Here is a 22,267-nt window from a genome sequence, read left to right on the forward strand (position 1 = left end):
ATTCCCGGACAAGGGATTCCCAGATGAGGCCTGCATGACCGACACCGCCACGAAGAACGTCCACGAAGACGGCACCCCCGAACGCCTCGCAATCGACACGATCCGCACGCTGTCGATGGACGCGGTGCAGAAGGCCAATTCGGGGCATCCCGGCACGCCGATGGCGCTGGCGCCGGTAGGGCACACGATCTGGTCGCAGTTCCTGCGCTACGATCCTGCCGCCCCGACCTGGCCCAATCGCGATCGTTTCGTGCTGTCGGTGGGGCATGCGTCGATGCTGCTCTATTCGCTGATCCACCTCGCGGGGATCGTCGAGGTCGGTCGCGACGGGAAACCGACGGGCAAGCCTGCGCTGGGCCTGAAGGACCTCGAGGAATTCCGCCAGCTCGGGTCGAAGACGCCGGGGCATCCCGAGTACCGCCACACGACGGGCGTCGAGACGACGACGGGGCCGCTGGGGCAAGGCTGCGGCAATTCGGTGGGCATGGCGATCGCGGAGCGGTGGCTGGCGGCGCGGTACAACAAGCCGGGGCACACGCTGTTCGACCATGACGTTTGGGCGCTGTGCGGCGACGGCGACATGATGGAGGGCGTCTCCGCGGAAGCGGCGTCGATCGCGGGTCACCTGAAGCTCAGCAACCTGTGCTGGGTGTACGACAGCAACCACATCTCGATCGAGGGCGATACCGCGCTGGCGTTCGACGAGGACGTGGGCAAGCGGTTCGAGGCCTATGGCTGGCAGGTGATCCATGTCGACGACGCGAACGACATCCCCGCGCTGACCGCGGCGTTCGACGCGTTCAAGGCGTGCGACGACAAGCCGACCTTCATCGTCGTCCATTCTGTGATCGGCTGGGGTTCTCCCCGTGCGGGCAGCGAGAAGGCGCATGGCGAACCGCTGGGCGCGGAGAACATCGCGAAGACCAAGGAGGCCTATGGCTGGCCGGCCAAGGACTTCTACGTGCCCGAGGGCGTGAAGGAGCGTTTCGAGGCGTCGCTGGTCGATCGCGCGCGGCCGCTGCGCGAGGCGTGGGAGGCTTCGCTCGCGACGTATCGCACCGAGCATGCCGAGCTGGCCGCCGAGCTCGACGCGATGCTCGCGGACGAACTGCCCGAGGGCTGGGACAAGGACATCCCGGTGTTCGAGGCGGACGCCAAGGGCGTCGCCAGCCGCGATGCGAGCGGCAAGGTGCTGAACGCGATCGCGCCGAACCTTCCGTGGCTGCTCGGCGGATCGGCGGATCTGTCGCCGTCGACGAAGACGGACGTGAAGGGCGCGCCGTCGTTCGAAGCGGACAATTATGGCGGGCGCAACTTCCACTTCGGCGTGCGCGAGCATGGCATGGGCGCGGTGGTGAACGGCATGACGCTGTCGCACCTGCGCGGTTACGGCAGCACGTTCCTGGTGTTCCTCGATTACATGCGCGCGCCGGTGCGGCTGTCCGCGATCATGGAGCTGGGCGCGATCTGGGTCTACACGCACGACTCGATCGGGGTCGGCGAGGACGGGCCGACGCACCAGCCGATCGAGCATCTGGCGACGATGCGCGCGATCCCCGGGCTCGACACGATCCGGCCGTGCGATGCGAACGAGGTGGCGGCGGCATGGCGCGCGACGCTGACCGACAGCGGCCACCCGACCGCGCTGGTGCTGTCGCGGCAGGCGCTGCCGACGCTAGACCGGACGAAGTACGCGTCCGCGGACGGGCTGGCCAAGGGCGGCTATGTGCTGGCGTCCGCGGAGGACCCGCAGGTGATCCTGATCGCGACCGGGTCAGAGGTGAGCCTTGCGGTCGAGGCGTACGAGCAGCTGACCGGCGAGGGCGTCGCGGCGCGCGTCGTGTCGATGCCGAGCTGGTTCCGCTACGAGGCGCAGGACGAGGCGTACAAGGAGAGCGTGCTGCCCAAGGCGGTGAAGGCGCGCATCGCGATCGAGATGGCGGGCGAGATCGGCTGGGATCGCTATACCGGCATGGACGGCAAGATCATCGCGATGGCGACGTTCGGCGCGTCGGCACCGATCGACAAGCTGCGCGACAAATACGGGTTCACCACCGCGAACATCGTGAAGGTGGCGAAGGGTCTGGTCGAAGGCTGATCCGTGATGCCGGGCTTGTCCCGGCATCGACGCCGCCAATATCGCACCCGTTCGGTTTGTGGACGGGTAGACCCCGGCACGAGGCCGGGGTGACGCACTGTCTGGAGAATGATGATGGGCAAGCTGAACGACCTCGAGGGCCAGGGCCAGGCGGTGTGGCTCGATTTCGTCGATCGCAGGTTCCTTGCCGACAAGGGCCTGGACACGCTGGTCGCCGAGGACGGGTTGACCGGCGTCACCTCCAACCCGTCGATCTTCGAGAAGGCGATGGGGCATGGCGAGGCGTACGACGCGAGCCTCGCCGAGTATGACAAGGCGCATCCCGACGCGGCGACGATCGACCGGTACGAGCATCTGGCGATCGAGGACATCAAGACCGCGTGCGACGTGCTGCGCCCGGTCTATGACCGGCTCGACGCGAAGGACGGCTATGTCAGCCTCGAGGTGTCGCCCTATATCTCCGCGGATACCGATGCGACGATCGCGGAGGCCGAGAAGCTGTGGCGCGCGGTCGACAAGCCCAATTTGATGATAAAGATCCCCGGCACCCCGGCGGGCGTGCCGGCGATCGCGGCGACGATCGCCAAGGGGATCAACGTCAACGTGACGCTGCTGTTCTCGATCGCCGCGTACCAGGCGGTGGCGGAGGCCTATGCGATGGGGCTGGAGGAGCGCGTGCGGCAGGGCCAGCCGATCGACCGGATCGCCAGCGTGGCGAGCTTTTTCATCAGCCGGATCGATTCGGCGATCGACAAGAAGATCGACGCGCTCGGCACCGACGACGCGAAGGCGGTGCGCGGCAAGGTCGCGATCGCCAATGCCAAGCTGGCGTATCAATGGTATCTGGACTTCATCGCGAGCGACCGGTGGAAGGCGCTGGAGGCCAAGGGCGCGCAGGTGCAGCGGCTGCTGTGGGCGTCGACCGGCACCAAGGACAAGGCATATCGCGATACGCTGTATGTCGACGAGCTGATCGGTCGCGATACCGTCAACACGATGCCGCCCGCGACGATGGACGCGTTCCGCGAGCGCGGGACGGTGGGCGAGACGATCACTGCCGATATCGACAAGGCGAAGCAGGTGCTGGCGGAGGCGGAGCGGCTGGGGCTCGATCTGGACGCAACGACGGACCAGCTGGTCGAGGAAGGCGTGGCGAGCTTCGTCAAGGCGTTCGACGACTTGCTCGGCAGCATCGCGGCCAAGCACCCCGCGACCGCCTGACCCGGAACGAAGACGCGCGCGCGGGATTGTCCCCGCGCGGGAGCGGGCAGCAAGGATCATGGCTATGAAACTCGGAATCATCGGCCTCGGCCGGATGGGTGGCAACATCGCACGGCGGCTGATGCAGCACGACCATGCGGTGGTGGTGTTCGACCGCGACGCCAAGGCGATCGCGACGCTGGAGTCCGAGGGTGCGATCGGCGCGACCTCGATCGAGGACATGCGCGGCAAGCTCGACGAAACCGAAATCTGGTGGGTGATGCTGCCCGCGGGCGAGCCGACCGAACAGACGATCGCGGCGATCGCGGAGGGCGCGAAGCCCGGCACGGTCGTGATCGACGGCGGCAACAGCTTCTACAAGGACGATATCCGCCGCGCGAAGGACCTGGCGGACAAGGGCGTGGACTATGTCGACGTGGGGACGTCGGGCGGCGTGTGGGGGCTCGATCGCGGTTATTGCATGATGATCGGCGGGCCGAAGGCGGTGGTCGACAGGCTCGATCCGATCTTCGACGCGCTGGCGCCGGGGCTGGGCACGATCCCGCGAACGCCGGGGCGCCAGGGCGGCGAGGATCCGCGCGCGGAGAAGGGCTATATCCATGCCGGTCCGGCGGGGGCGGGGCACTTCGTCAAGATGGTGCATAACGGGATCGAGTACGGCCTGATGCAGGCCTATGCGGAAGGGTTCGACGTGCTCGCTGGCAAGAACAGCGACACGCTGCCCGAGGACCAACGCTTCGACCTGAACCTGACCGACATCGCGGAGGTGTGGCGGCGCGGCAGCGTGATCTCGTCGTGGCTGCTCGACCTGTCGGCGGCGGCGCTGGCGGAGGACCAGAAGCTCGATGGCTATACCGGCCATGTCGCCGATTCGGGCGAGGGGCGCTGGACGGTCGATGCCGCGATGGAGCAGTCGACCCCGATCAACGTGCTGACCACCGCGCTGTTCGCGCGCTATCGCAGCCGCACCGAGAACACGTTCGGCGACAAGATGCTGTCGGCGATGCGCCACGGCTTCGGCGGGCATGTCGAGATGCCGCAATAATGGCGACCGTCAGACTGGTGGTGTCCGACGTCGACGGGACGCTCGTGGACAGGCAGAAGCAACTGACCGAGGGCACGATCGGGGCGGTCGCCCGACTGGAGGCGGCGGGCGTGCCGTTCACGATCATCAGCGCGCGGCCGCGATCGGGGATGATGCCGATCCTCGACGCGCTGGCGCTCGACGGCGAGGTCGGCGCGTTCAACGGCGCGACGATCTTCCGACGCGATGGCACCGTCGTCAGCCGCGTGACGATCGACGCAGAGGCCGCGCGCGGCGTGATGGCGATGGCGAAGGACGTCGCCGCCGACCGCTGGGTGTTTGCGGACGATCGCTGGTACGCCAGCGACGGCGACGGCCCGCACACGAAGAGCGAACGTGTCACCTCGGACCAAGAGCCGGTCGCGCTGGGTGACGACGACGCGCTGCTGGGCCGTGCCGACAAGATCACCTTCGTCAGCGACGACGAGGACGTGCTGCGCGCGTTCGCGGAGAAGGCGAAGGCGGCGTTCGGCCATGCGGCGACGATCGTCCAGTCGCAGACCTATTATCTCGACGTGACGCCGCTGGCGGGCAACAAGGGCGACGGCATCGCCGCGCTGGCGAAGGCTTACGGCGTGCCGCTGAGCGAAACCGCGGCGATCGGCGACCAGGCCAACGACCTGCCGATGCTGGCGCGCGCAGGGCTCGCGATCGCGATGGGCAACGCGCCCGATGCGGTGAAGCAGGCCGCCGGCCACGTCACCCGCGCCAACGACGCCGATGGCGTCGCACACGCGATCGACACCCTCATTCTCAACACCGATACAGGAGTTCCCGCATGAAGCAGCTCGTCGCCTTCGATCTCGACGGCACCCTGGCCGAAAGCAAGCAGCCGTTGAAGGACGACATGGGCGAGATGTTCGCCGACCTGCTGGAGGTCGCGCATGTCGCGGTGATCTCGGGCGGGGACTGGCCACAGTTCGATAAGCAGGTGGCCAGCCGCCTGCCCGTGCGCGCGGATCTGTCGAAGCTGTGGCTGATGCCGACGACGGGGACCAAGCTGTATACGCATCAGAACGGCGCATGGACCACCGTCTATGCCGAGCTGTTCGACGATGCGCAGAAGGCCAAGATCCTGAAAGCGTTCGACGAATCGCTGGAGGCGACCGGGTTCGTGCCCGAGAAGACCTGGGGCGAGCGGATCGAGGATCGCGGTAGCCAGATCACCTTCTCCGCGCTGGGCCAGCAGGCGCCGGTGGCGGAGAAGGAGCATTGGGACCCCGATTTCGCCAAGCGCAAGGTGATCCAGGCGGACCTTCGCACGCGTCTGCCGGGGCTGTCGATCAACATGGGCGGCGCGACATCGATCGACATCACGCAAGAGGGCGTCGACAAGGCCTATGGCCTGAAGAAGCTGCGCGACCATAGCGGCATCCCGCTCGATTCGATGATGTTCATCGGCGACGCGATCTTCCCCGGCGGCAACGACTATCCGGCCAAGGAACTGGGGCTCGATACCGTTCGGGTGCGCGATCCGCAGGAGACGCTGGCCGTGATCGCGGCGATCGTCGCCTGCCAGAAATAGCCGGGGCCGACGCCGTCTTGCCAGCGTCACGATTGAGCGGCAGACCGGTAGCATGACATGGATTCTTGCCGCCGCGTTCGGCTCTTCGTCCCTTGCCGCCTCCGGGCAGGTGGTGTCGACGATCCCGATCCCGATAGCGCCGCCCACACCCGCCCAGCGCGCGCTGCTGGCGTGGATGCCCGGCGAGATCCGTTGCGAAGGGCAGGCCGTGGCGGCGACGCCGCTGCGGCGGCCGCTCACCAGCCTGATATGGTCGGGCGGGGTTCCGACCCGCCCCGTTACCTATGCGTTCGCGATCGATGCGACGGGGCGGTCGGTGTCGATCCGTCGCGAAGGGGCGGATTATGCCCCGTTCGGCGAGGATATCGCGCCATCGCTGGCGGCGACGCGGTTCGCGGCGGGCAAGGCGCAGACGGACTGCCGCATCACCTATACGCCGCGACAGTCCATGCTGGCGGAGGCGCCGGTCGAGGATCTGGCATCCTATACGATGAACGCGTCGTCCGGGCCGTTGCCGAAAGCGGGGTGGGACCGGATCGGCGGCGCGGCGACCTGCCTGACGATGCCGCGTCCGCAGCCTCTGGTCCGCGTGCTGCCCGATTTCGACAAGATCGCGGCGACGCCGGGCGTCCGCGACTGGACGATGACGGGATATGATCTCGACGCGAAGGGGCGGCCGGTGAACGTCCGCACGCTGTACGGCACGCGCAATGCCGCGCTCGACAGGGCGGGAGTGACCGCGATGAAGGCGTCGCGCTTCACCGGTGGCGCGCGGACCGGATGCGTCTATCCGTTCTGGCGCGCGCCCACGCCGCTGGCGGCGCCCCCGATTCCCGAGGGCATCGCAGAGCCGGCCGCGGACGCGACCTGCCCCGCGCGGCGGGAATGGGCGACGCAGCCGGTGCTGCGCTTTCCCGAGGCGTATCGTCGGCGTTCGATCGAGGGCTGGGCGGTCGTGCGGTACGATATCGCGCCGTGGGGCGAGACGGGCAACATCCGCGTCGTCGCCGCACAACCAAGCGAGGATTTCGGCAAGCAGGCGATCCAGGTGGTGCGCGGCGCGAAACTGGCGCCCGGATCGCAGGGCGCGACGGGATGCGTCGACCGGGTGCAGTTCGTGATGGGGCCGGTGGGTATGGTCGACCCGGGCGAGGCGCCGCCGCCGCCGTTCTGAGGGGTGAGTGCCGGCTGTGATTCGTCGCTCCGGATCTGATCGGACGCTCCGCTTTCTTTGCGGGACACGAGCTTGAGCGAAGCGGGACCCCGGATCAAGTCCGGGGTGACGAGGTGGGGGACGAGCGAGCGATCCGCCGTTCGGGTCTCCAACCCCTCACGTAATCAGTCGCTTAAGAGTTTCGACCTGGTCCGCTTCCGCCGCGGGCTTGTCGGTGCGGATCCGCGCGATGCGGGGAAAGCGCATCGCGACGCCGGACTTGTGGCGTTTGGATGCGTGGATCGAGTCGAACGCGATTTCCAGCACCAGCGTCTTCTCGACCTCGCGGACCGGGCCGAAGCGCGCGGTGGTGTGTCCGCGGACGAACTTGTCGAGCATCCGCAATTCCTCGTCGGTAATGCCGGAATAGGCCTTGCCGACGGGCAGCAATTCGCCCCCGTCTTCGGGAGGGGCGGTCCAGCAGCCGAAGGTATAGTCGCTATAGTAGCTCGAACGCCGGCCGCTGCCGCGCTGCGCGTACATCATCACGCAATCGGCGGTCAGCGGATCGCGCTTCCATTTGTACCACAGGCCCGCGCGGCGACCGCCGACATAGGGCGAGTCGCGGCGCTTGAGCATCACCCCCTCGATCGCGGCGTCGCGCGCGCCCGCGCGGATCGTCTTGAGCGCGGTGAAGTCGGTCGCGTCGATCACGGTGGACAGGTCGAATCGATCGGGATCAAGGCGCGCCGCGAACGTTTCGAGCCGCGTGCGGCGCTGCGTCCACGGGAGCGCACGCAGGTCCTCGGCACCGTCGATCAGGATGTCGTAGAGGCGGACGAAGGCGGGCGCCTCGGCAAGCATCTTCGCCGAGACGGTCTTGCGGCCGAGCCGCTGCTGGAGCGCATTGAAGCTGGCCGCGCCGCCACCCCCATATTCGACGGTGCCCAGCGTGCCGCCCTGATGCTCGCCCTTCACCAGCAGCTCGCCGTCGACGGTGCCGGGTTCGCGGAACGCGGCGGCGACGTCGGGGAAGGCGGCGGTGACGTCGTCGCCGGTGCGACTGTAGAGCCGCGTCTCCCCTGCGACATGGACGATCTGGACACGGATGCCATCCCACTTCCACTCCGCGGCATAGTCGGCGAGGTCGACGCGCAGGTCTTCGAGCGGGTGCGCGAGCATGAAGGGGCGGAAGACGGGGACGTTCCCGGGCGTGGGCTGCGCCCCCCGACCCTCCGCCCAGTCGAACAGCGTGGGGTAGGGCGGGGCGAGGCCGTGCCACACCTCCTCGACCGCATCGACGTCGAGCGCGAAGGCCTGTGCCAGCGCGGTCTTGGCGAGGCGCGCGGAGACGCCGACGCGCAAGCCCCCGGTCGCCATCTTGAGCAGCGCGAAGCGTTCATCGGCGTCGCAGCGGTCGAGCATGTCGGCGAGCGCGGCGGGGGCATCGGCGCGCGACAGCCGCATAAGCCGCTCGACGACCGCGGCGATCGACAGCGGATCGCCCTCGGGGGGAACCGGCGGGGTGGGCCAGAGCAGCGCGACCGTCTCCGCGGTGTCGCCCACATAGTCGCGGCTGAGGCGGAAGAGGACGGGATCGACCCGCGTCTCGATCAGTCCACGGATCACCGCGGACTTGACGCCGGGCAGGTCGAGATCGCCAGTGAGCGCCGCCATCGCCCAGCCGCGATCGGGATCGGGGGTGGCGACGAGATACGCCGCGATCAGCTTTAGCTTCGCGTTGCGCGAGCGGGTGTAGATCAGCGAATCGAGGAGGGCGGCGAAGGCGTGCACCAGTCCTCAACGATCGATACGCCCCAGGGCTCCGCACCCCGCATCAGCGCGCAGACCGGCAAAGTTTTCAGCGCGAGGCCATCATCGCTTCGCGGTTCGCCTGCTGGGTCAGTTCGGCATCGGGCACGAAAGGTTCGGGGGTGTAATCGCCCGTCACGGGTATGTCGGTGACCGTCACCTGCGCCCCGAGCTTGGTCGCGTCGAACAGCTTCTTGGCGAAGGCGGCGGGCAGGCGGATGCAGCCGTGCGAATCGGGGTAGCCGGGATTGCGCCCGGCATGAAGCGCGACGCCGTCCCAAGTCAGCCGCTGCATGAACGGCATCGGCGCCGAATCGTAGAGATTCGAATGATGCACCGCTTCCTTCTGGAGAATGGTGAAGCTGCCGACCGGCGTCTCGTTCCCCTCGCGTCCGGTCGAGACCGCCGACGCCGCCACCAGCGTCTGGCCGCGATAGACATAGGCGCGCTGGTCGGGGATCGAGATCACGACCGAGACGGGGCCCAGCGCGGCGTCGTCCTCCCACAGATAGCGCCCGGGGCGCAGGGTCGCAGCGGCCTCGGCGAGCGCGACGGTGGCCGACGCGGAGGTCGCGAGATCGTCCGACGATCGCGCCTGGGCTGGCGCGGCAACGACGCAGGCGGCGGCGAGCAACGGGATCAGCAGGCGGTTGGTCATGGCACTCTTCCCTGGACACGCCGCGGTCACATGGCGGCAAGGACACATCAACGAACGAATCGCCATGCAGTGCCAATTCGATATTGACTTCGACCAATGGATTGTTTTTCGCGGCGAAGCCCCCGGCCTTGTGCCGCAACACCCTAGAAACGTTGCGGAATTTTAACCCGACCGATGCTATATCGATGGCGAGCGGGAACAACGGGCTTTCGTGGGGAACCTAGTGAACGAGCATTTCGATGCGACGCATGCGCGTCGCGCGTTTCTGAAGACCGGTGCCGTACTGGCGGGATCGCTGCTGGTGCCCGACCTGCTGTCGGCGCGCGAGATCCGGATCCCGAACCCGTCGCCCGCACCCGTGCCCGCGGCGGCGCGAATTCCGGCGGCGCCGATCGTTTCGTCGCGCGTTGTGCGGCCCGAACTGCTCCGGCGCGCGCTCGCCGCGCTCCAGAAGCACGACGGCCGGATCGCGGTGCGCGACCGGATCGCGATCGCGGACTTCGCGGCGCCGTCGTCGCAGCCGCGCTTTCACTTCGTCGACCTGGCGAGCGGGCGCAGCACGTCGCTGCTCGTCGCGCATGGCAGCGGCTCCGATCCCGCGCACAGCGGCTGGCTGAAGCGCTTTTCGAACGACTTCGGATCGAACGCCTCGTGCGAGGGCGCCTTTCTCGCCTCCGACTATTATGTCGGCAAGCACGGCCAGTCCCAGCGGTTGGTGGGGCTGGACCAGACCAATTGCAACGCGCTGCCGCGCGCGATCGTCGTTCATGCGGCCTGGTATGCGAACAAGGACATGATCGCCACGCGCGGGATGCTCGGGCGCAGCCAGGGATGCTTCGCGGTGGGCGAGGGCGATCTGGCGCAGGTGTTCGCACGGCTGGGCCCGGGACGGATGATCTACGCGGCGAAGGTGTGAGCTGGCGTCATCCGGGGCGACGGCGCCTTCGAATCCGCCTTACGACGCCAGCCTTCGGACCGCACCGATCGCGCGCGACAGCGCGAGGTCTTCGAACCCGGCATGGCCAAGCCCGAGATGCGTGCGCCGCGCGGCGATCGCGTCTCCCAGCGTGATCGTGCCCGAGCGCAGCCCCGCGCGGGTGACGCCGGCCCAGCGGCGCGCGGTTTCCCAGCGGATCAGGCGAACGTCCTCGTCGGTGCAGGCGGTGGTGGCGAGGAAATGCCGCTGGAGCGCGGTGAGCGTATCCGCCAGCCGGGACAGCGCCGCCGCATCGGGTACGGCGTGGCGGAGCATCAGGTGGCGGACGACGAGCGCGGCGAGCGCGGGCGCCTCGTCCCCGAACAGCGGCGCATAGGCGCCCGTCAGCACGATCGCGGCGCTTTCGGCCATCCTGTCGGTGAAGCGCTGCGACGCGCCGCCGGCGTGGACGCGGTACTGGAGCAGCGCCTCGTCGAGCCGCGCGATCCGGCCGAGCGGGACGAGGCGGTGGTAGAGGTCGAAGTCCTCGGCGTAGAGAATCTCGGGCCGGGTGAACGGATCGAGCGTGCGTGCGACGTCGCCGCGGATCATCGTCGAGGACCAGACGATCGGGTTCTCGATCCGCAGCAGCCATTCGATCAGTGTAGGCGTGGTGACGGGTGCGTACTGAGAGGGGCCGGTGCGGCCGTCCTCGAGCAATGTCGCCTGCGTGCCGAGCAGGACGGTGTCGGGGTGTGCATCGAGATACGCCACCTGCCGCGCGAACCGGTCGGGCGCGCACAGGTCGTCCTGGTCGAGCCCGGCGATATAGCGCCCGCGCGCCTCGGCGAAGGCGCGGTTGCGCGCGCGGACGGGGCCGCCATTGACGTCGGCGGCGATCACGCGGACGCGCGCGTCTGGCCACGCGCGGAGCACTGCGAGCGTGTCGTCGGGGGACTTGTCGTCGACGACGATCGCTTCCCAGTCGGTCAGCGTCTGCGTAGCGAGCGAGGCGAGCGTCGCCTCGACCAGCGTGGCGCCGTTATAGGCGGCCATGACGACGCTGACGGTGGGCATGGTCACGCCGCGCGGATGTGCTTGGTATCGGCGGCGACGCCCATCAGCTGGTCGACGATCATCGTGCCGACGTCGTTCTGCCACAGCCACAGGCCGTTGGCCTGCCCCGAGAAGCTCGATTCGCCGCCCAGCCGCCCCCACGGCACGAACCCCGCGGCGAGCCCGATCCCGTAGAGCCCGGGGACCGGCGCGCCCGTGGCGTCGAGGACGCGGCAATGTGCGTCGACCATCGGCTTGCCCGAATGCGCGGCGAGCGCCATCCGGGTGCCGTCGGCCTGCTCGACCGGCAGCGCATGGGGGCGATAGCCGAGCGCGGCGATGACGAGATCGGCGTCCGCGATCACTGCGCGGGCGTGCGCGTCATCACCCGCGATCCGGTGCGTGGCGACGCGCGGATCGGGCGCGCGACCGTCGATCCCGAGCATGCGGACGACGAGGTCGCGCGCCTCGAGCCGGAAGCCCGCGAGACGATAGACGAAACCCGAGACGGGGCAGATGTCGTCGGGGCCGAAATCGGTGAAGCCCTCGGCCTGTGCGGCCTCGACCGAGGGGTAGAAGGGACGCAGCGGGCGGCGGTGGAGCAGGGTGATCGCGCCGGCGCCAAGCGGGAGCGCGGGGCGGCCCTTGAGCAGCAGTGCGATCGTCGTCAGCGCGCTGGTCGATCCGCCGATCACCGCGATCTTCGGCGCGCGCCTCGCCGCGAGCAGGTCGGCGACCTTTTCGAACCCGCCGACCGACAGGACGTCGTCGGACTGGAGCAGGCGGTCACCCGCCATTGCGACGAGTCCCGCGCCCGCGACCTGCTGCGCGGCGAGCCGGTCGATCGGCTGGTGCCCGCCGGTCGCGACGACGAGGTTGCGCGAGACGCGTTCCACTTCGTGTCCGTCGCTGCGGCGGCGGACGGTGGTGCGCCACAGGCCGTCGGCGCCGCGGCGCGCGGCCACGGCCTCGTGCGCGGTCATCACCTCGCCGCCATGCTCGCGGACGATCTCCGCGAGCCGGTCCCCGGTCGCGCGGAGCAGCGGACCGACCTCGACGAGCGGGACGCCCAGCGCGCCTTCGTGACGCGCGACGGCTAGCGCGGCGGGGTGGCGCGACAGCGACGCGAGCGAGGGTTCGGGATTGTCGCGCACCGAGGTGAGGAAGGTCTGCGCGGTCGAATCGCTGGTGATCGCATAGCGACCGAGCCGCCCGCCGCCGATCGCCTCGTCGCGCTCGACCAGCACCAGCCCGGCGCGGATCAGCGCGGGGAGCGCGCCGGTCTTGCTCGCCGCGGTCAGCATCGCGGTGCCCGCGGGGCCGCCGCCGACGATCAGCGTCTGCGCGACGGGGTGGTCGCGGATCATCGCGGGGGCCTTGCGCTCGGCGGCGCAGGCGCGGTCGAGCGCACCGACGACGCGGCGCGCATCGGCGGGGAGCATGTCGTCGGTGATCGGCAGCGACAGCACGCGCGCGCCGATCGCGTCGGCGACGGGGGTGGCGTCGACGATCGCGTTGTCGCGGATCCACGGCTGCTCGCCCAGATGCGGGCTGAAATAGCGGCCGGTGCCGACTCCGTCGGCGGCCATCGCGGCGGCGATCGCGTCGCGGCGATGCGCGAGATCGGCGGGAAGCAGCAGCGGCATGAACTGCATCGCCTGGAACCCGACCGGGACCGGCTGGAGCTGGTAGCGCCCGCCGAGCGAAGCGCGATATTCGAGCTCGACGATGCGGCGGCCTTCGCACACGGTGTCGAACGTCTTGAGCTTCTCGCGCGCCTGCACCGCGGTGATCTCGCTCAGCTTCGCGTTGAGCCCGGGCAGCGTCGCACTGCGCGTGCCGGTGAAGCCGAAATTGGCCATGCAGCGCAGCCGCTCGATCAGATCGACGTCGCCCGAATGGATCAGGCCGCCTTCCGCCACCGCGAACGTCTTGGTCGCGTGCATCGAGAAGACGACCGCGAACGGCGCGTCGCTCCCGAAGCCGACGCCGTCCCAGTCGCGCGTGCCGAGCGAGGCGGCGGCATCGACGACGACGCCGACATCGTGCTTGCGCGCGAGCCAGGCGTAGCGCTCGAGATCGATCGCGTGGCCGAAGGTGGCGTAGGGCACGATGACCGACACCTTGCCCGCATGTTCGGCGAGCAGGCGTTCCTCCGCATGCGGCGCGGCCTCCCACGTCTCGGGATCGATGTCGCAGATGAGGGGGGTGAGGCCCGCCCAGTGCGCCGCCTGCGCGGTCGCGGCGAACGTCATCGCGGGCATCAGCGCGAGCGCACCCGCGGGCACGGGCTCGCGTGCGGCCTCGCGGATCGCGATCATCAGCCCCAGCGTCGCGTTGGCGACGGGCAGGCAGGCGCCCTTGCCGTCGAACAGCTGTGCGGTCGCCTCCGCCTCGAACGCGCGGGCTTCGGGGCCGTTGTTGCTGAACACGCCCGACTCCTCGACGCGGGCGAGCGCGTCGGCCATCGTCGACAGGCGTGGGGGTTGCGGGTTGATGAGCGGCAGCGGTTTCATGCGCGCCGTCATGCAACAGCGGTGCCTAAGGAGCCGTTACCCAAGCCGGGTGGCAATGCCGCTCGGCCGGCCAGCGCGACGAAAGCGCGCCGAAAGGCGCGGCTTCGCCGCGTCTGACGGCGCAGCGGGCGAAGTTCGCTACCTCACCCCCGCGTCGCGTCGAACCGATCGAGCTCGTACGCGATCGACGCCTCGACCAGCTGGTCCCACAACGCTGCGATCGCTTCCGCCGGAAGCCCCGCGGCCGTGGCGGCGGCGACCGCGTTGTCGATCACCTCGCGCTTGCGCGCCTCGTCGCGCACCGCGCTCCGCTCCGGTTTGATGCGCGCGGCGGCGTCCATATACGCGAACCGGCGGACGAGCAGCGCGACCAGCTCGCGATCGACCTGGTCGACGCCGACGCGGACCTCGATCATCGTGGAACAGGCGGGGCCGGGGAGGATCGCGTCGGGCATGGCCGCGAAATGGCGGGGAAGTGCGGCGAAGTCCAGTTGCGAGACGACGGGGTTGCAGCGTAGCCTGCGCCATGACCCTGCCGGAGCCCTGCCGATGTTGCCGTTCGCGATCCTGATGCTCGTCGTCCCCACCGACGATGCGCCCAAGCCCAAGCCGGTCTGCCGGACCGAGGGCGTGACCGGATCCCGGCTCGGCGCGCGCAGGATCTGCCTGACCGCGGCGGAATGGGAAGCGCGGGAAAAGGCGGCGCGCGACCTGTTGCAGGACCGCGAGCGGCGCAACACCGCGATCTCGGGCGGTCCCTGATCGCGCCCGGGTTTGCGGGCAGGGACATATTGTCCTGCGACGCCATTCGTGGTCAATTATCGGGATATACGGGAGATTCGACGATGATCGCGACCTTTGCGCTGCTGCTGCTGGCCGGGGCGGATCCCGGCGCCGCCGACCCGGATGCGAAGATCTGTCGCACCGAGCAGAAGACGGGAACCCGTGTCAGCCGCAACCGCGTCTGCATGACCAAGGCGGAATGGACCGAGCGCGAGCGGATGGCGCGGATCGAGCGGATGCAGACGAACGGCCAGCTTCGGTCGCGCGCGGCGCAGGGGCCGGCGACCGAAACCGGTTTCCCCTGACCGCCCCGGCCGGCCTGACGACTTGACCCGCGGCGCCCGGTTCGCTAGGCGCGCCGCTTCGCAATGCCCCTGCACCCCGGTGAAGCAGGTGGCCTGCCCTTGTGACGCGTCCACGGTCCGTCCCGAGCAAGCAGCGCGATACCGGGACCATCGTCGTTCGCATTTGCCAAGGAATATCTGATGTCGAAGCGCCATAGCGCCAAGTACAAGCTCGATCGTCGTCTCGGCGAGAATATCTGGGGCCGCCCCAAGTCGCCGGTCAACAAGCGCGAATACGGCCCCGGCCAGCACGGCCAGCGCCGCAAGGGCAAGGTCAGCGATTTCGGCATCCAGCTGCGCGCCAAGCAGAAGCTCAAGGGCTATTATGGCGACGTGACCGAGAAGCAGTTCCGTGCGTGCTACATCGAGGCGGCGCGCATGAAGGGCGACACCGGCCAGAACCTGATCGGCCTGCTCGAGCAGCGTCTCGACATGATCGTGTATCGCGCCAAGTTCGCGCCGACCGTGTGGGCCGCGCGCCAGCTGGTCAGCCACGGCCACGTCCGCGTCAACGGCACCAAGTGCAACATCGCGTCGCGTCGCTGCTTCGTCGGCGACGAGATCACGCTTGGCACCAAGGCCAAGGAAATGGCGCTGGTGCTCGAGGCGCAGCAGCTCGCCGAGCGCGAGATCCCCGACTATGTCGCGCCCGACGGTGCGGCCAAGGTTACCTTCACCCGCGTGCCGTCGCTCGACGAGGTGCCGTATCCGGTGAAGATGGAGCCGAATCTGGTCGTGGAATTCTACTCGCGTTAAAACGCAGAAGAAAATTCCTCGACCGGCCGACGTCGCCGATGCGACGGTCGACGTCACGGCTTTGCCGGGACGCGGCTTGAGACAAGAAGGGCGGTTCCGCGAGGAGCCGCCCTTTCTCGTTGCAGGCTCTGGCGACACCGGACGATGATCGGTATCTGGCAGCCGGCATACCGCACAGGAGCGACGCGACGTGACCAGGACCCCTCCCGCCGAATGGGCGCGCCACAAGGCGGTGTGGATCGGCTTTCCGAGCCATCCCGAGCTTTGGCAGGACGACCTCGACCAGGCGCGCGACGAGGTGACCGCGTTCGCCGCCGCGGTGCATGCCGGCGGGCGCGGCGAGCGGGTGCTGCTGGTCGCCGCCGACGACGAGGCGGGTGCGGCGGCGACCCGCGCGGCGCCGTTCGCGGAGGTGGTGATCGAGCCGTTCGGCGACATCTGGCTGCGCGACACCGCCGCGATCGTGACCGGCGACGGCACGGTGCGCGATTTCGGATTCAACGGCTGGGGCGGGAAATACGACCTGCCCGGTGACGACGATATAGGCGCACGGCTGGCGCGCAAGCGCGGCAAGACGATCGTGCCGTGCGACTGGGTGCTGGAAGGCGGCGCGATCGACGGCGACGGCACGGGGCTGGTCGTCACGACCGAGCAATGCCTGCTCAATCCCAATCGCAATCCGGGCCTGTCGCGCGCGGATATCGAGGCGCGGCTGCACGGCGATCTCGGCTACGACCGCGTGATCTGGCTGGGCGACGGGCTGGTCAACGACCATACCGACGGGCATGTCGACAACCTCGCGCGGTTCATCGGCGCGGGGCGCCTCGCGATCCCGGTCGCGGCGGACAACGACCCCAACTGGCAGGTCTACCAGCACGCCGCCGACCGGGCGCGCGCGCAGGGCGTCACGGTGGTGCCCGTCCCGTCGCCGGGCCGGATCCTGCGCGACGAGGAGATCGTGCCCGCGAGCTACATGAACTTCTATATCGGCAACGCCGCGGTGGTGGTGCCGTTGTACGGCGCGCCCGACGACGACATCGCGGTGAAGGAGTTCGCGGCGCTGTTCCCCGATCGGCAGGTCGTGGGCCTGCGCGCGGACGCGATCCTGACGGGGGGCGGGAGCTTCCACTGCATCTCGCAGCAGATCCCGGGGTGACGATCGCGGCGTTCGCGATGCGCGCCGCGGTGTCGGGGGTGATCGTCGCCGCGGTCGCGCTGATCGCGCGGCGCAGTCCCGCGGCGGGCGCGCTCGTCGCGGCGCTGCCGCTGGTGTCGGTGCTGGGAATGATCTGGCTGTGGCACGATACGCGCGATCCAGAGCGGCTGGCGGCGCATGCGGGGGCGACCTTGTGGTACGTCCTGCCCTCGCTGCCGATGTTCGCGCTGATCCCGGCCCTGCTGCGCCACGGCATCGGGTTCTGGCCCGCGCTCGCCGCCGGTTGCGCGCTGACGATCGCGCTCTATCTCGTCACCGTCCTCATCGCCGCGCGCTTCGGCGTCGTCCTCTAGGAACCGACATGACCGCCATCACCGTCGCCGCGCTCCAGCTCGGCTTCACGCCCAACATCGATCGCAACATCGCCAATGTATCGCGGCTCGTCCGCGAGGCGCATGCGAAGGGCGCGCAGGTGATCCTGCCGCCAGAACTGTTCGAGGGCGAGTATTTCTGTCGCGTCGAGGACGAGGCGCTGTTCGCGAACGCCGCGCCCGCGGGCGAGCACAAGGCGGTGCTGGCGATGCAGGCGCTGGCCGAGGCGCTGAAGGTGTGGATCCCGACCAGCTTCTTCGAGACGGACGGCCCGCACCACTACAACTCGCTGGCGATGATCGGCCCCGATGGCGAGATCGCGGGGATCTATCGCAAGAGCCATATCCCCGACGGCCCGGGCTATGAGGAAAAATTCTATTTCCGCCCCGGAAACACCGGATTCAAGGTGTGGAAGGGTCCGGATCGCACCACGCTGGGCGTCGGCGTCTGCTGGGACCAATGGTATCCCGAAACCGCGCGCGCGATGATGCTGATGGGCGCGGAGGTGCTGTTCTACCCCACCGCGATCGGCAGCGAGCCGCACGACACCTCGCTCGATACCGCGCGGCTGTGGCGGCGCGCGATGGTGGGGCATGCGGTGTCGAACGTGGTGCCGATCGTCGCGGCCAACCGCGTCGGCGTGGAACACGGACAGACCTTCTACGGCACCAGCTTCATCGCGGACGAGCGCGGGGATATCCTTGCCGAGCTGGGGCGCGAGGACGAGGGGGTCATCACCGCGACGATCGATCTCGATATCGTGCGACGGCACCGCGCGGCGTTCGGGTTCTTCCGCGATCGGCGGCCCGATCTGTACGGGCGGCTGGTGCAGGACGTCTGAGCCCGATTTTTCCGTTTGCTTCGAGCGAAATCGAGAAGCGTTGCGTGCGATCGGCGTTTCTCGATTTCGCTCGAAACGAACGGCAGGGAGCAGGCACCTATTCGAGCAGCTTGGGCGCCTCGCGCTGCAGTTTCGCGCGAATCCTGTCCGCGAACAATGCCATGAAGGGGGGCAGCACGAACGTCGCATGGACGGCCGCGTCCTGCACGTCGAGCTTCGCCGACACGCGCTGGCCGAGCCCCTCGACGGTGAAGTCGAGCGTGTCGCCGGTCCAGCGATGCTCGGTCACCGCGCCGCCGGGGATGAAGTCGGCGAGCTTGCCGAAGCTGGTCGAGATCCGCTCCTTCGCCGCGGCGCGGCCGAGCTTGTGGGGGATGTCGATTTCGATGGGGGGCGTCGTCATGCGGGCATCTCCGTCGCGAACAGCATCGTGTCGTCGGCAAACGCCTTGAACTCGAGCGCGTTGCCGCTGGGATCGCGAAAGAACATCGTCGCCTGTTCGCCCGGCAGGCCCTTGAAGCGGACGTGAGGCGCGATCCCGAACGCGACGCCCGCCGCCTCGACGCGCGCGGCCAGCGCCTGCCAGTCGGGCATCGTCAGGACGACGCCGAAATGCGGCACCGGCACCGCGTGTCCGTCGACCGCGGTGTGAATCTCGTACGCGGTCGCGCCGTCGTCGAGATGCGCGACGATCTGGTGGCCCATCAGGTCGAAATCGATCCAGTGGTCGCTCGAGCGCCCCTCGGTACACCCCAGCACGCCCGCGTAGAAGGCGCGCGCAGCGGCGAGATCGTGGACCGGGAAGGCGAGGTGGAAGGGGCGGAGTGTCATGGCGGCGTGATACACCGGGTTTGCATGGGCGTCACTATCGGAGCGTTGGCGTCGTTGTATTCCCGCGAAGGCGGGGATTCAGTTCGGACCCCGCCTTCGCGGAGGCACAATCGGGGCCAGCCATAACCCATCGCCTTGTTCGCATGCCCTTCGCACGGCAAGAGCCTGAACAGGCGGCGCCCCGGGAGCCGTAGAATGTCGGGCCGCCCGACGCGACGAACAGAAGGCCGATCACCGTGCACATCATCCGCCGCTATCCCGCGCTCGTCGCGCTCCTGCTAGGGGCCGCGGCGGCATGCGGGTTCGCGCCGCTGGAGCTTTGGCCGCTGACGCTGGCGTGCTTCGCGGCATGGATGGCGATCGTCCACGACGCGCCGACCGCGAAGGCGGCGCTGTGGCGCGGCTGGGCGTTCGGGGTCGGGCATTTCACGATCAACGACAACTGGTTCCAGCACGCGTTCGACTTCCAGGACAAGATGCCCCCGGTGCTCGGCTATGCGGCGCCGGTCGCGCTGGCGCTGGTACTGGGCCTCTATCCCATGATCGCCGCGGGGCTCGCGTGGCGGCTGCGCGGGCGGGCGGTCGATCTCGCCTATGTCGCCGCGTTCGCAGCGGCGTGGATCGCAGGCGAATGGCTGCGCAGCGTATTGCTGTCGGGCTATGCGTGGGACCCGCTGAGCGTGATCTGGATCGCGGTGCCGGATATCGCGCGAATGGCGGCGGCGATCGGGACCTATGCGCTGTCGGGGCTGACGGTGCTGGCGAGCGGGGCGCTGCTGCTGCTGGTCGTGCGGCGCGACTGGAAGCCGGCGGCGGTGATCGCGGTGGTCGCGGCCGGACGCGTGGCACTCGGCGGGTTCGCGCCGCCGCTTCCCGCCGATCCGAACGCGCCGCTGGTGCGTGTGGTGCAGCCCGATATCGGCAACGAAGTACGCGCCGAGGACGGCGGCGAGCAGGCGCTCGCGACGCTGATCCGGGGCACCCGCCACCCCGCAGGCCGGCCCCGGCTGGTGCTGTGGCCCGAGGGGCTGCTGCGCGACTTCCTGGAGGATGGCTACCCCGCGTGGATCTACCGCGACCGTCCGCCCGTCTGGACGCGCGGACGCATCGCCGCGGCGCTTCGCCCCGGCGACGTGCTGATGACGAGCGCCGACACGCTCGCGTTCGATGCCGCCGGCGAGGTCGCGAGCGCTGCGAACTCGGTGCTGGCCATCGATTCGGACGGGCGGATCTTCGGGCGCTACGACAAGGCGCATCTCGTCCCCTATGGCGAATATCTGCCCATGCCCTGGCTGCTGAAGCCGCTGGGGCTCGCGCGACTGGTGCCCGGCGACATGGATTTCAGCCCCGGGCCGGGCCCGCGCACGCTTTCCATCCCCGGCTTCGGCGCGATCGGGGTGCAGGTGTGCTACGAGGTGATCTTCTCGGGCCGCATCGTCGATCCCAAGGCGCGGCCGCGGCTGGTGTTCAACCCGTCGAACGACGCCTGGTTCGGCAAATGGGGCTCGCCGCAGTTCCTCGCGCAGGCACGGATGCGCGCGATCGAGGAGGGTTTGCCGATCGTGCGGTCGACGCCGACGGGCATCTCCGCGATCATCGCCGCCGACGGCACGCTGCTCGCCACCGTGCCGCACGAGCGCGCGGGCGCGATCGAGCTGCCGATCCCCCCCGCCGCCCCGCCGACCTTGTTCTCGCGGTTCGGCAACGTCATGGCGGGCGTGGTGGCGCTGGTGCTTGCAGCGATGGCCGTTGCCCTGCGGCGTCGAGTCCGCTAGGGACATATAAAGATTTCCTTATATGGCGCTTGCGGGCGTCGCAAAGCAAAGAGGCCCCATGCGTAGCTCTTTCCTCTTCACCTCCGAATCGGTTTCCGAGGGGCATCCCGACAAGGTCGCCGACCAGATCAGCGACACCGTCGTCGACCTGTTCCTGGCCAAGGACCCGCAGGCGCGGATCGCGTGCGAGACGCTGACGACGACGCAGTTGGTGGTGCTGGCGGGCGAGATCCGCGGCAAGGGCATCTATGAGGATGGCGAGTGGGCGCCGGGCGTGCTCGACGAGATCGAGGCGGCGGTGCGCGCGACGGTGAAGCGGATCGGCTATGCGCAGTCGGGTTTCCATTGGGAGACGTTCCGTTTCGAGAACAACCTCCACGGCCAGTCCGCCCACATCGCGATGGGTGTCGACGAAAGCGGCAACAAGGACGAGGGCGCGGGCGACCAGGGCATCATGTTCGGCTACGCCACCGACGAGACGCCGGGGCTGATGCCCGCCACGCTCTATTACAGCCACAAGATCCTCGAGACGATGGCGGCCGATCGCCATTCGGGCAAGGCGCCGTTCCTGGAGCCCGACGCCAAGAGCCAGGTGACGCTGCAGTACGAGAACGAGGTGCCCGTCGCTGCGACCGCACTCGTCGTGTCGACCCAGCATGCGCCGGGCTATTGCGAGAAGGGCGACAACGCCGACGCCGCCAAATACGCGGTGCTGCGCGACTATGTGATGGGCGTGTTCAAGGACGTGCTGCCCGACGGCTTCATCAGCGACGCGACCGCGATCTACATCAACCCGACCGGCCAGTTCGAGATCGGCGGGCCGGACGGCGACGCGGGCGTGACGGGGCGCAAGATCATCGTCGACACCTATGGCGGCGCGGCCCCGCACGGCGGCGGCGCGTTTTCGGGCAAGGATCCGACGAAGGTCGATCGCTCGGCCGCCTATGTCGCGCGCTATCTGGCGAAGAACGTCGTCGCAGCAGGGCTCGCGCGCCGCGTCACGATCCAGCTGAGCTATGCGATCGGGATCGCGGAGCCGCTGTCGGTCTATGTCGATACGCACGGCACCGGGACGGTGGACGAGGCCAGGCTGGAGGCGGTGCTGCCGCAGCTCGTCCGCCTGACGCCGAAGGGCATCCGCGAGCATCTGAAGCTCAACGCGCCGATCTATGCGAAGACCGCGGCGTACGGCCATTTTGGGCGTGAGCCCGAGGGCGACCTGTTCACTTGGGAGAAGACCGACCTGGTCGACGCGCTGAAGGCGGCGGTCGCGGCGTAAGGTCCGGCTTTTTTGTCCGGGACAAAGGCCCGCTCTCCCACATCGGGAGAGCGGGCCTTTTTCATTGCGTCCCCGGCGAAGGCTGGGGTCT

At 68.9% G+C, this 22,267-nt stretch carries 22 protein-coding genes; 15 read left to right on the forward strand and 7 right to left on the reverse strand.

The genetic code is table 11. The features are described 5' to 3' along the window. Positions 1–34: 34 nt before the first annotated feature. The 6 genes from tkt to ACV7NO_RS03835 all read left to right on the forward strand — a co-directional run bounded on the left by tkt (position 35) and on the right by ACV7NO_RS03835 (position 7,102). Positions 35–2,098 (forward strand): transketolase, encoded by a 2,064-nt coding sequence (tkt, locus tag ACV7NO_RS03810; RefSeq protein WP_463404694.1) that lies wholly within the window; start codon positions 35–37, stop codon positions 2,096–2,098. Positions 2,099–2,212: 114 nt separating this feature from the next. Further along, on the forward strand, positions 2,213–3,319 hold the full coding sequence (tal, locus tag ACV7NO_RS03815) for a transaldolase (RefSeq protein WP_463404695.1): 1,107 nt from the start codon (positions 2,213–2,215) through the stop codon (positions 3,317–3,319). Between the two features lie 25 nt (positions 3,320–3,344). Continuing rightward, a complete protein-coding gene (gnd, locus tag ACV7NO_RS03820; protein ID WP_463407273.1) occupies positions 3,345–4,364 on the forward strand; it encodes a phosphogluconate dehydrogenase (NAD(+)-dependent, decarboxylating) in 1,020 nt (339 codons plus the stop codon). After that, entirely contained in the window at positions 4,364–5,185 is an 822-nt protein-coding gene (locus ACV7NO_RS03825; RefSeq protein ID WP_463404696.1) for a Cof-type HAD-IIB family hydrolase, read from the forward strand. Before gnd ends, ACV7NO_RS03825 begins: the two co-directional genes overlap by 1 nt. After that, positions 5,182–5,928: an HAD-IIB family hydrolase gene (locus ACV7NO_RS03830; RefSeq protein WP_463404697.1), complete on the forward strand. Its 747-nt coding sequence runs from the start codon at positions 5,182–5,184 to the stop codon at positions 5,926–5,928. The genes ACV7NO_RS03825 and ACV7NO_RS03830 overlap by 4 nt, the downstream gene beginning before the upstream one ends. 52 nt (positions 5,929–5,980) lie before the next feature. Beyond that, the gene (locus ACV7NO_RS03835; RefSeq protein WP_463404698.1) at positions 5,981–7,102 is read left to right on the forward strand and encodes a TonB family protein; all 1,122 of its coding nucleotides are present in this window, start codon (positions 5,981–5,983) and stop codon (positions 7,100–7,102) included. 156 nt (positions 7,103–7,258) lie between these two features. Here ACV7NO_RS03835 and ACV7NO_RS03840 read toward each other — a convergent pair whose 3' ends face one another. Beyond that, positions 7,259–8,875, reverse strand: a complete 1,617-nt coding sequence (locus ACV7NO_RS03840) for a cisplatin damage response ATP-dependent DNA ligase (protein WP_463404699.1) — start codon at positions 8,873–8,875, stop codon at positions 7,259–7,261. 67 nt (positions 8,876–8,942) lie between these two features. Next, positions 8,943–9,551: a L,D-transpeptidase family protein gene (locus ACV7NO_RS03845; RefSeq protein ID WP_463404700.1), complete on the reverse strand. Its 609-nt coding sequence runs from the start codon at positions 9,549–9,551 to the stop codon at positions 8,943–8,945. A gap of 223 nt (positions 9,552–9,774) precedes the next feature. Here ACV7NO_RS03845 and ACV7NO_RS03850 point away from each other — a divergent pair, with 223 nt between their 5' ends. Then, positions 9,775–10,467, forward strand: coding sequence for a murein L,D-transpeptidase catalytic domain family protein (locus tag ACV7NO_RS03850; RefSeq protein WP_463404701.1), 693 nt, complete (start codon positions 9,775–9,777; stop codon positions 10,465–10,467). A gap of 39 nt (positions 10,468–10,506) precedes the next feature. Here ACV7NO_RS03850 and ACV7NO_RS03855 read toward each other — a convergent pair whose 3' ends face one another. From ACV7NO_RS03855 to ACV7NO_RS03865, 3 genes are all read right to left on the reverse strand, one after another. Then, positions 10,507–11,544: a glycosyltransferase family 2 protein gene (locus tag ACV7NO_RS03855; protein WP_463404702.1), complete on the reverse strand. Its 1,038-nt coding sequence runs from the start codon at positions 11,542–11,544 to the stop codon at positions 10,507–10,509. Between the two features lie 2 nt (positions 11,545–11,546). Further along, the gene (locus ACV7NO_RS03860) at positions 11,547–14,039 is read right to left on the reverse strand and encodes a DegT/DnrJ/EryC1/StrS family aminotransferase (protein ID WP_463404703.1); all 2,493 of its coding nucleotides are present in this window, start codon (positions 14,037–14,039) and stop codon (positions 11,547–11,549) included. A 143-nt stretch (positions 14,040–14,182) separates the two neighbouring features. Continuing rightward, positions 14,183–14,494, reverse strand: coding sequence for a chorismate mutase (locus tag ACV7NO_RS03865; protein WP_463404704.1), 312 nt, complete (start codon positions 14,492–14,494; stop codon positions 14,183–14,185). On the opposite strand from ACV7NO_RS03865, the gene ACV7NO_RS03870 reads away from it, so the two are divergent. The 6 genes from ACV7NO_RS03870 to aguB all read left to right on the forward strand — a co-directional run bounded on the left by ACV7NO_RS03870 (position 14,493) and on the right by aguB (position 18,291). Beyond that, a complete protein-coding gene (locus ACV7NO_RS03870; RefSeq protein ID WP_463404705.1) occupies positions 14,493–14,801 on the forward strand; it encodes a hypothetical protein in 309 nt (102 codons plus the stop codon). The two genes, ACV7NO_RS03865 and ACV7NO_RS03870, sit on opposite strands and share 2 nt — an antisense overlap. An 83-nt stretch (positions 14,802–14,884) precedes the next feature. After that, positions 14,885–15,127: a hypothetical protein gene (locus ACV7NO_RS03875; RefSeq protein ID WP_463404706.1), complete on the forward strand. Its 243-nt coding sequence runs from the start codon at positions 14,885–14,887 to the stop codon at positions 15,125–15,127. Between the two features lie 180 nt (positions 15,128–15,307). Next, the gene (gene rpsD, locus ACV7NO_RS03880) at positions 15,308–15,922 is read left to right on the forward strand and encodes a 30S ribosomal protein S4 (protein ID WP_463404707.1); all 615 of its coding nucleotides are present in this window, start codon (positions 15,308–15,310) and stop codon (positions 15,920–15,922) included. 190 nt (positions 15,923–16,112) lie between these two features. Continuing rightward, positions 16,113–17,078, forward strand: a complete 966-nt coding sequence (locus tag ACV7NO_RS03885; RefSeq protein ID WP_463404708.1) for an agmatine deiminase family protein — start codon at positions 16,113–16,115, stop codon at positions 17,076–17,078. A gap of 2 nt (positions 17,079–17,080) precedes the next feature. Further along, complete coding sequence (locus ACV7NO_RS03890) at positions 17,081–17,431, forward strand: DUF3147 family protein (protein ID WP_463407274.1); 351 nt, start codon at positions 17,081–17,083, stop codon at positions 17,429–17,431. Positions 17,432–17,439: 8 nt separating this feature from the next. Further along, a complete protein-coding gene (gene aguB, locus ACV7NO_RS03895; RefSeq protein ID WP_463404709.1) occupies positions 17,440–18,291 on the forward strand; it encodes an N-carbamoylputrescine amidase in 852 nt (283 codons plus the stop codon). Between the two features lie 97 nt (positions 18,292–18,388). Here aguB and ACV7NO_RS03900 read toward each other — a convergent pair whose 3' ends face one another. Both ACV7NO_RS03900 and ACV7NO_RS03905 read right to left on the reverse strand, forming a co-directional pair. Further along, complete coding sequence (locus tag ACV7NO_RS03900) at positions 18,389–18,694, reverse strand: polyhydroxyalkanoic acid system family protein (RefSeq protein WP_463404710.1); 306 nt, start codon at positions 18,692–18,694, stop codon at positions 18,389–18,391. Next, a complete protein-coding gene (locus ACV7NO_RS03905; protein WP_463404711.1) occupies positions 18,691–19,122 on the reverse strand; it encodes a VOC family protein in 432 nt (143 codons plus the stop codon). Before ACV7NO_RS03905 ends, ACV7NO_RS03900 begins: the two co-directional genes overlap by 4 nt. Positions 19,123–19,367: 245 nt before the next feature. On the opposite strand from ACV7NO_RS03905, the gene lnt reads away from it, so the two are divergent. Further along, the gene (lnt, locus tag ACV7NO_RS03910) at positions 19,368–20,897 is read left to right on the forward strand and encodes an apolipoprotein N-acyltransferase (RefSeq protein ID WP_463407275.1); all 1,530 of its coding nucleotides are present in this window, start codon (positions 19,368–19,370) and stop codon (positions 20,895–20,897) included. A gap of 58 nt (positions 20,898–20,955) precedes the next feature. After that, on the forward strand, positions 20,956–22,176 hold the full coding sequence (gene metK, locus ACV7NO_RS03915) for a methionine adenosyltransferase (protein ID WP_463404712.1): 1,221 nt from the start codon (positions 20,956–20,958) through the stop codon (positions 22,174–22,176). The last annotated feature ends 91 nt before the right edge of the window (positions 22,177–22,267 follow it).

The organism is Sphingomonas sp. Ell38C01 (assembly GCF_055231975.1).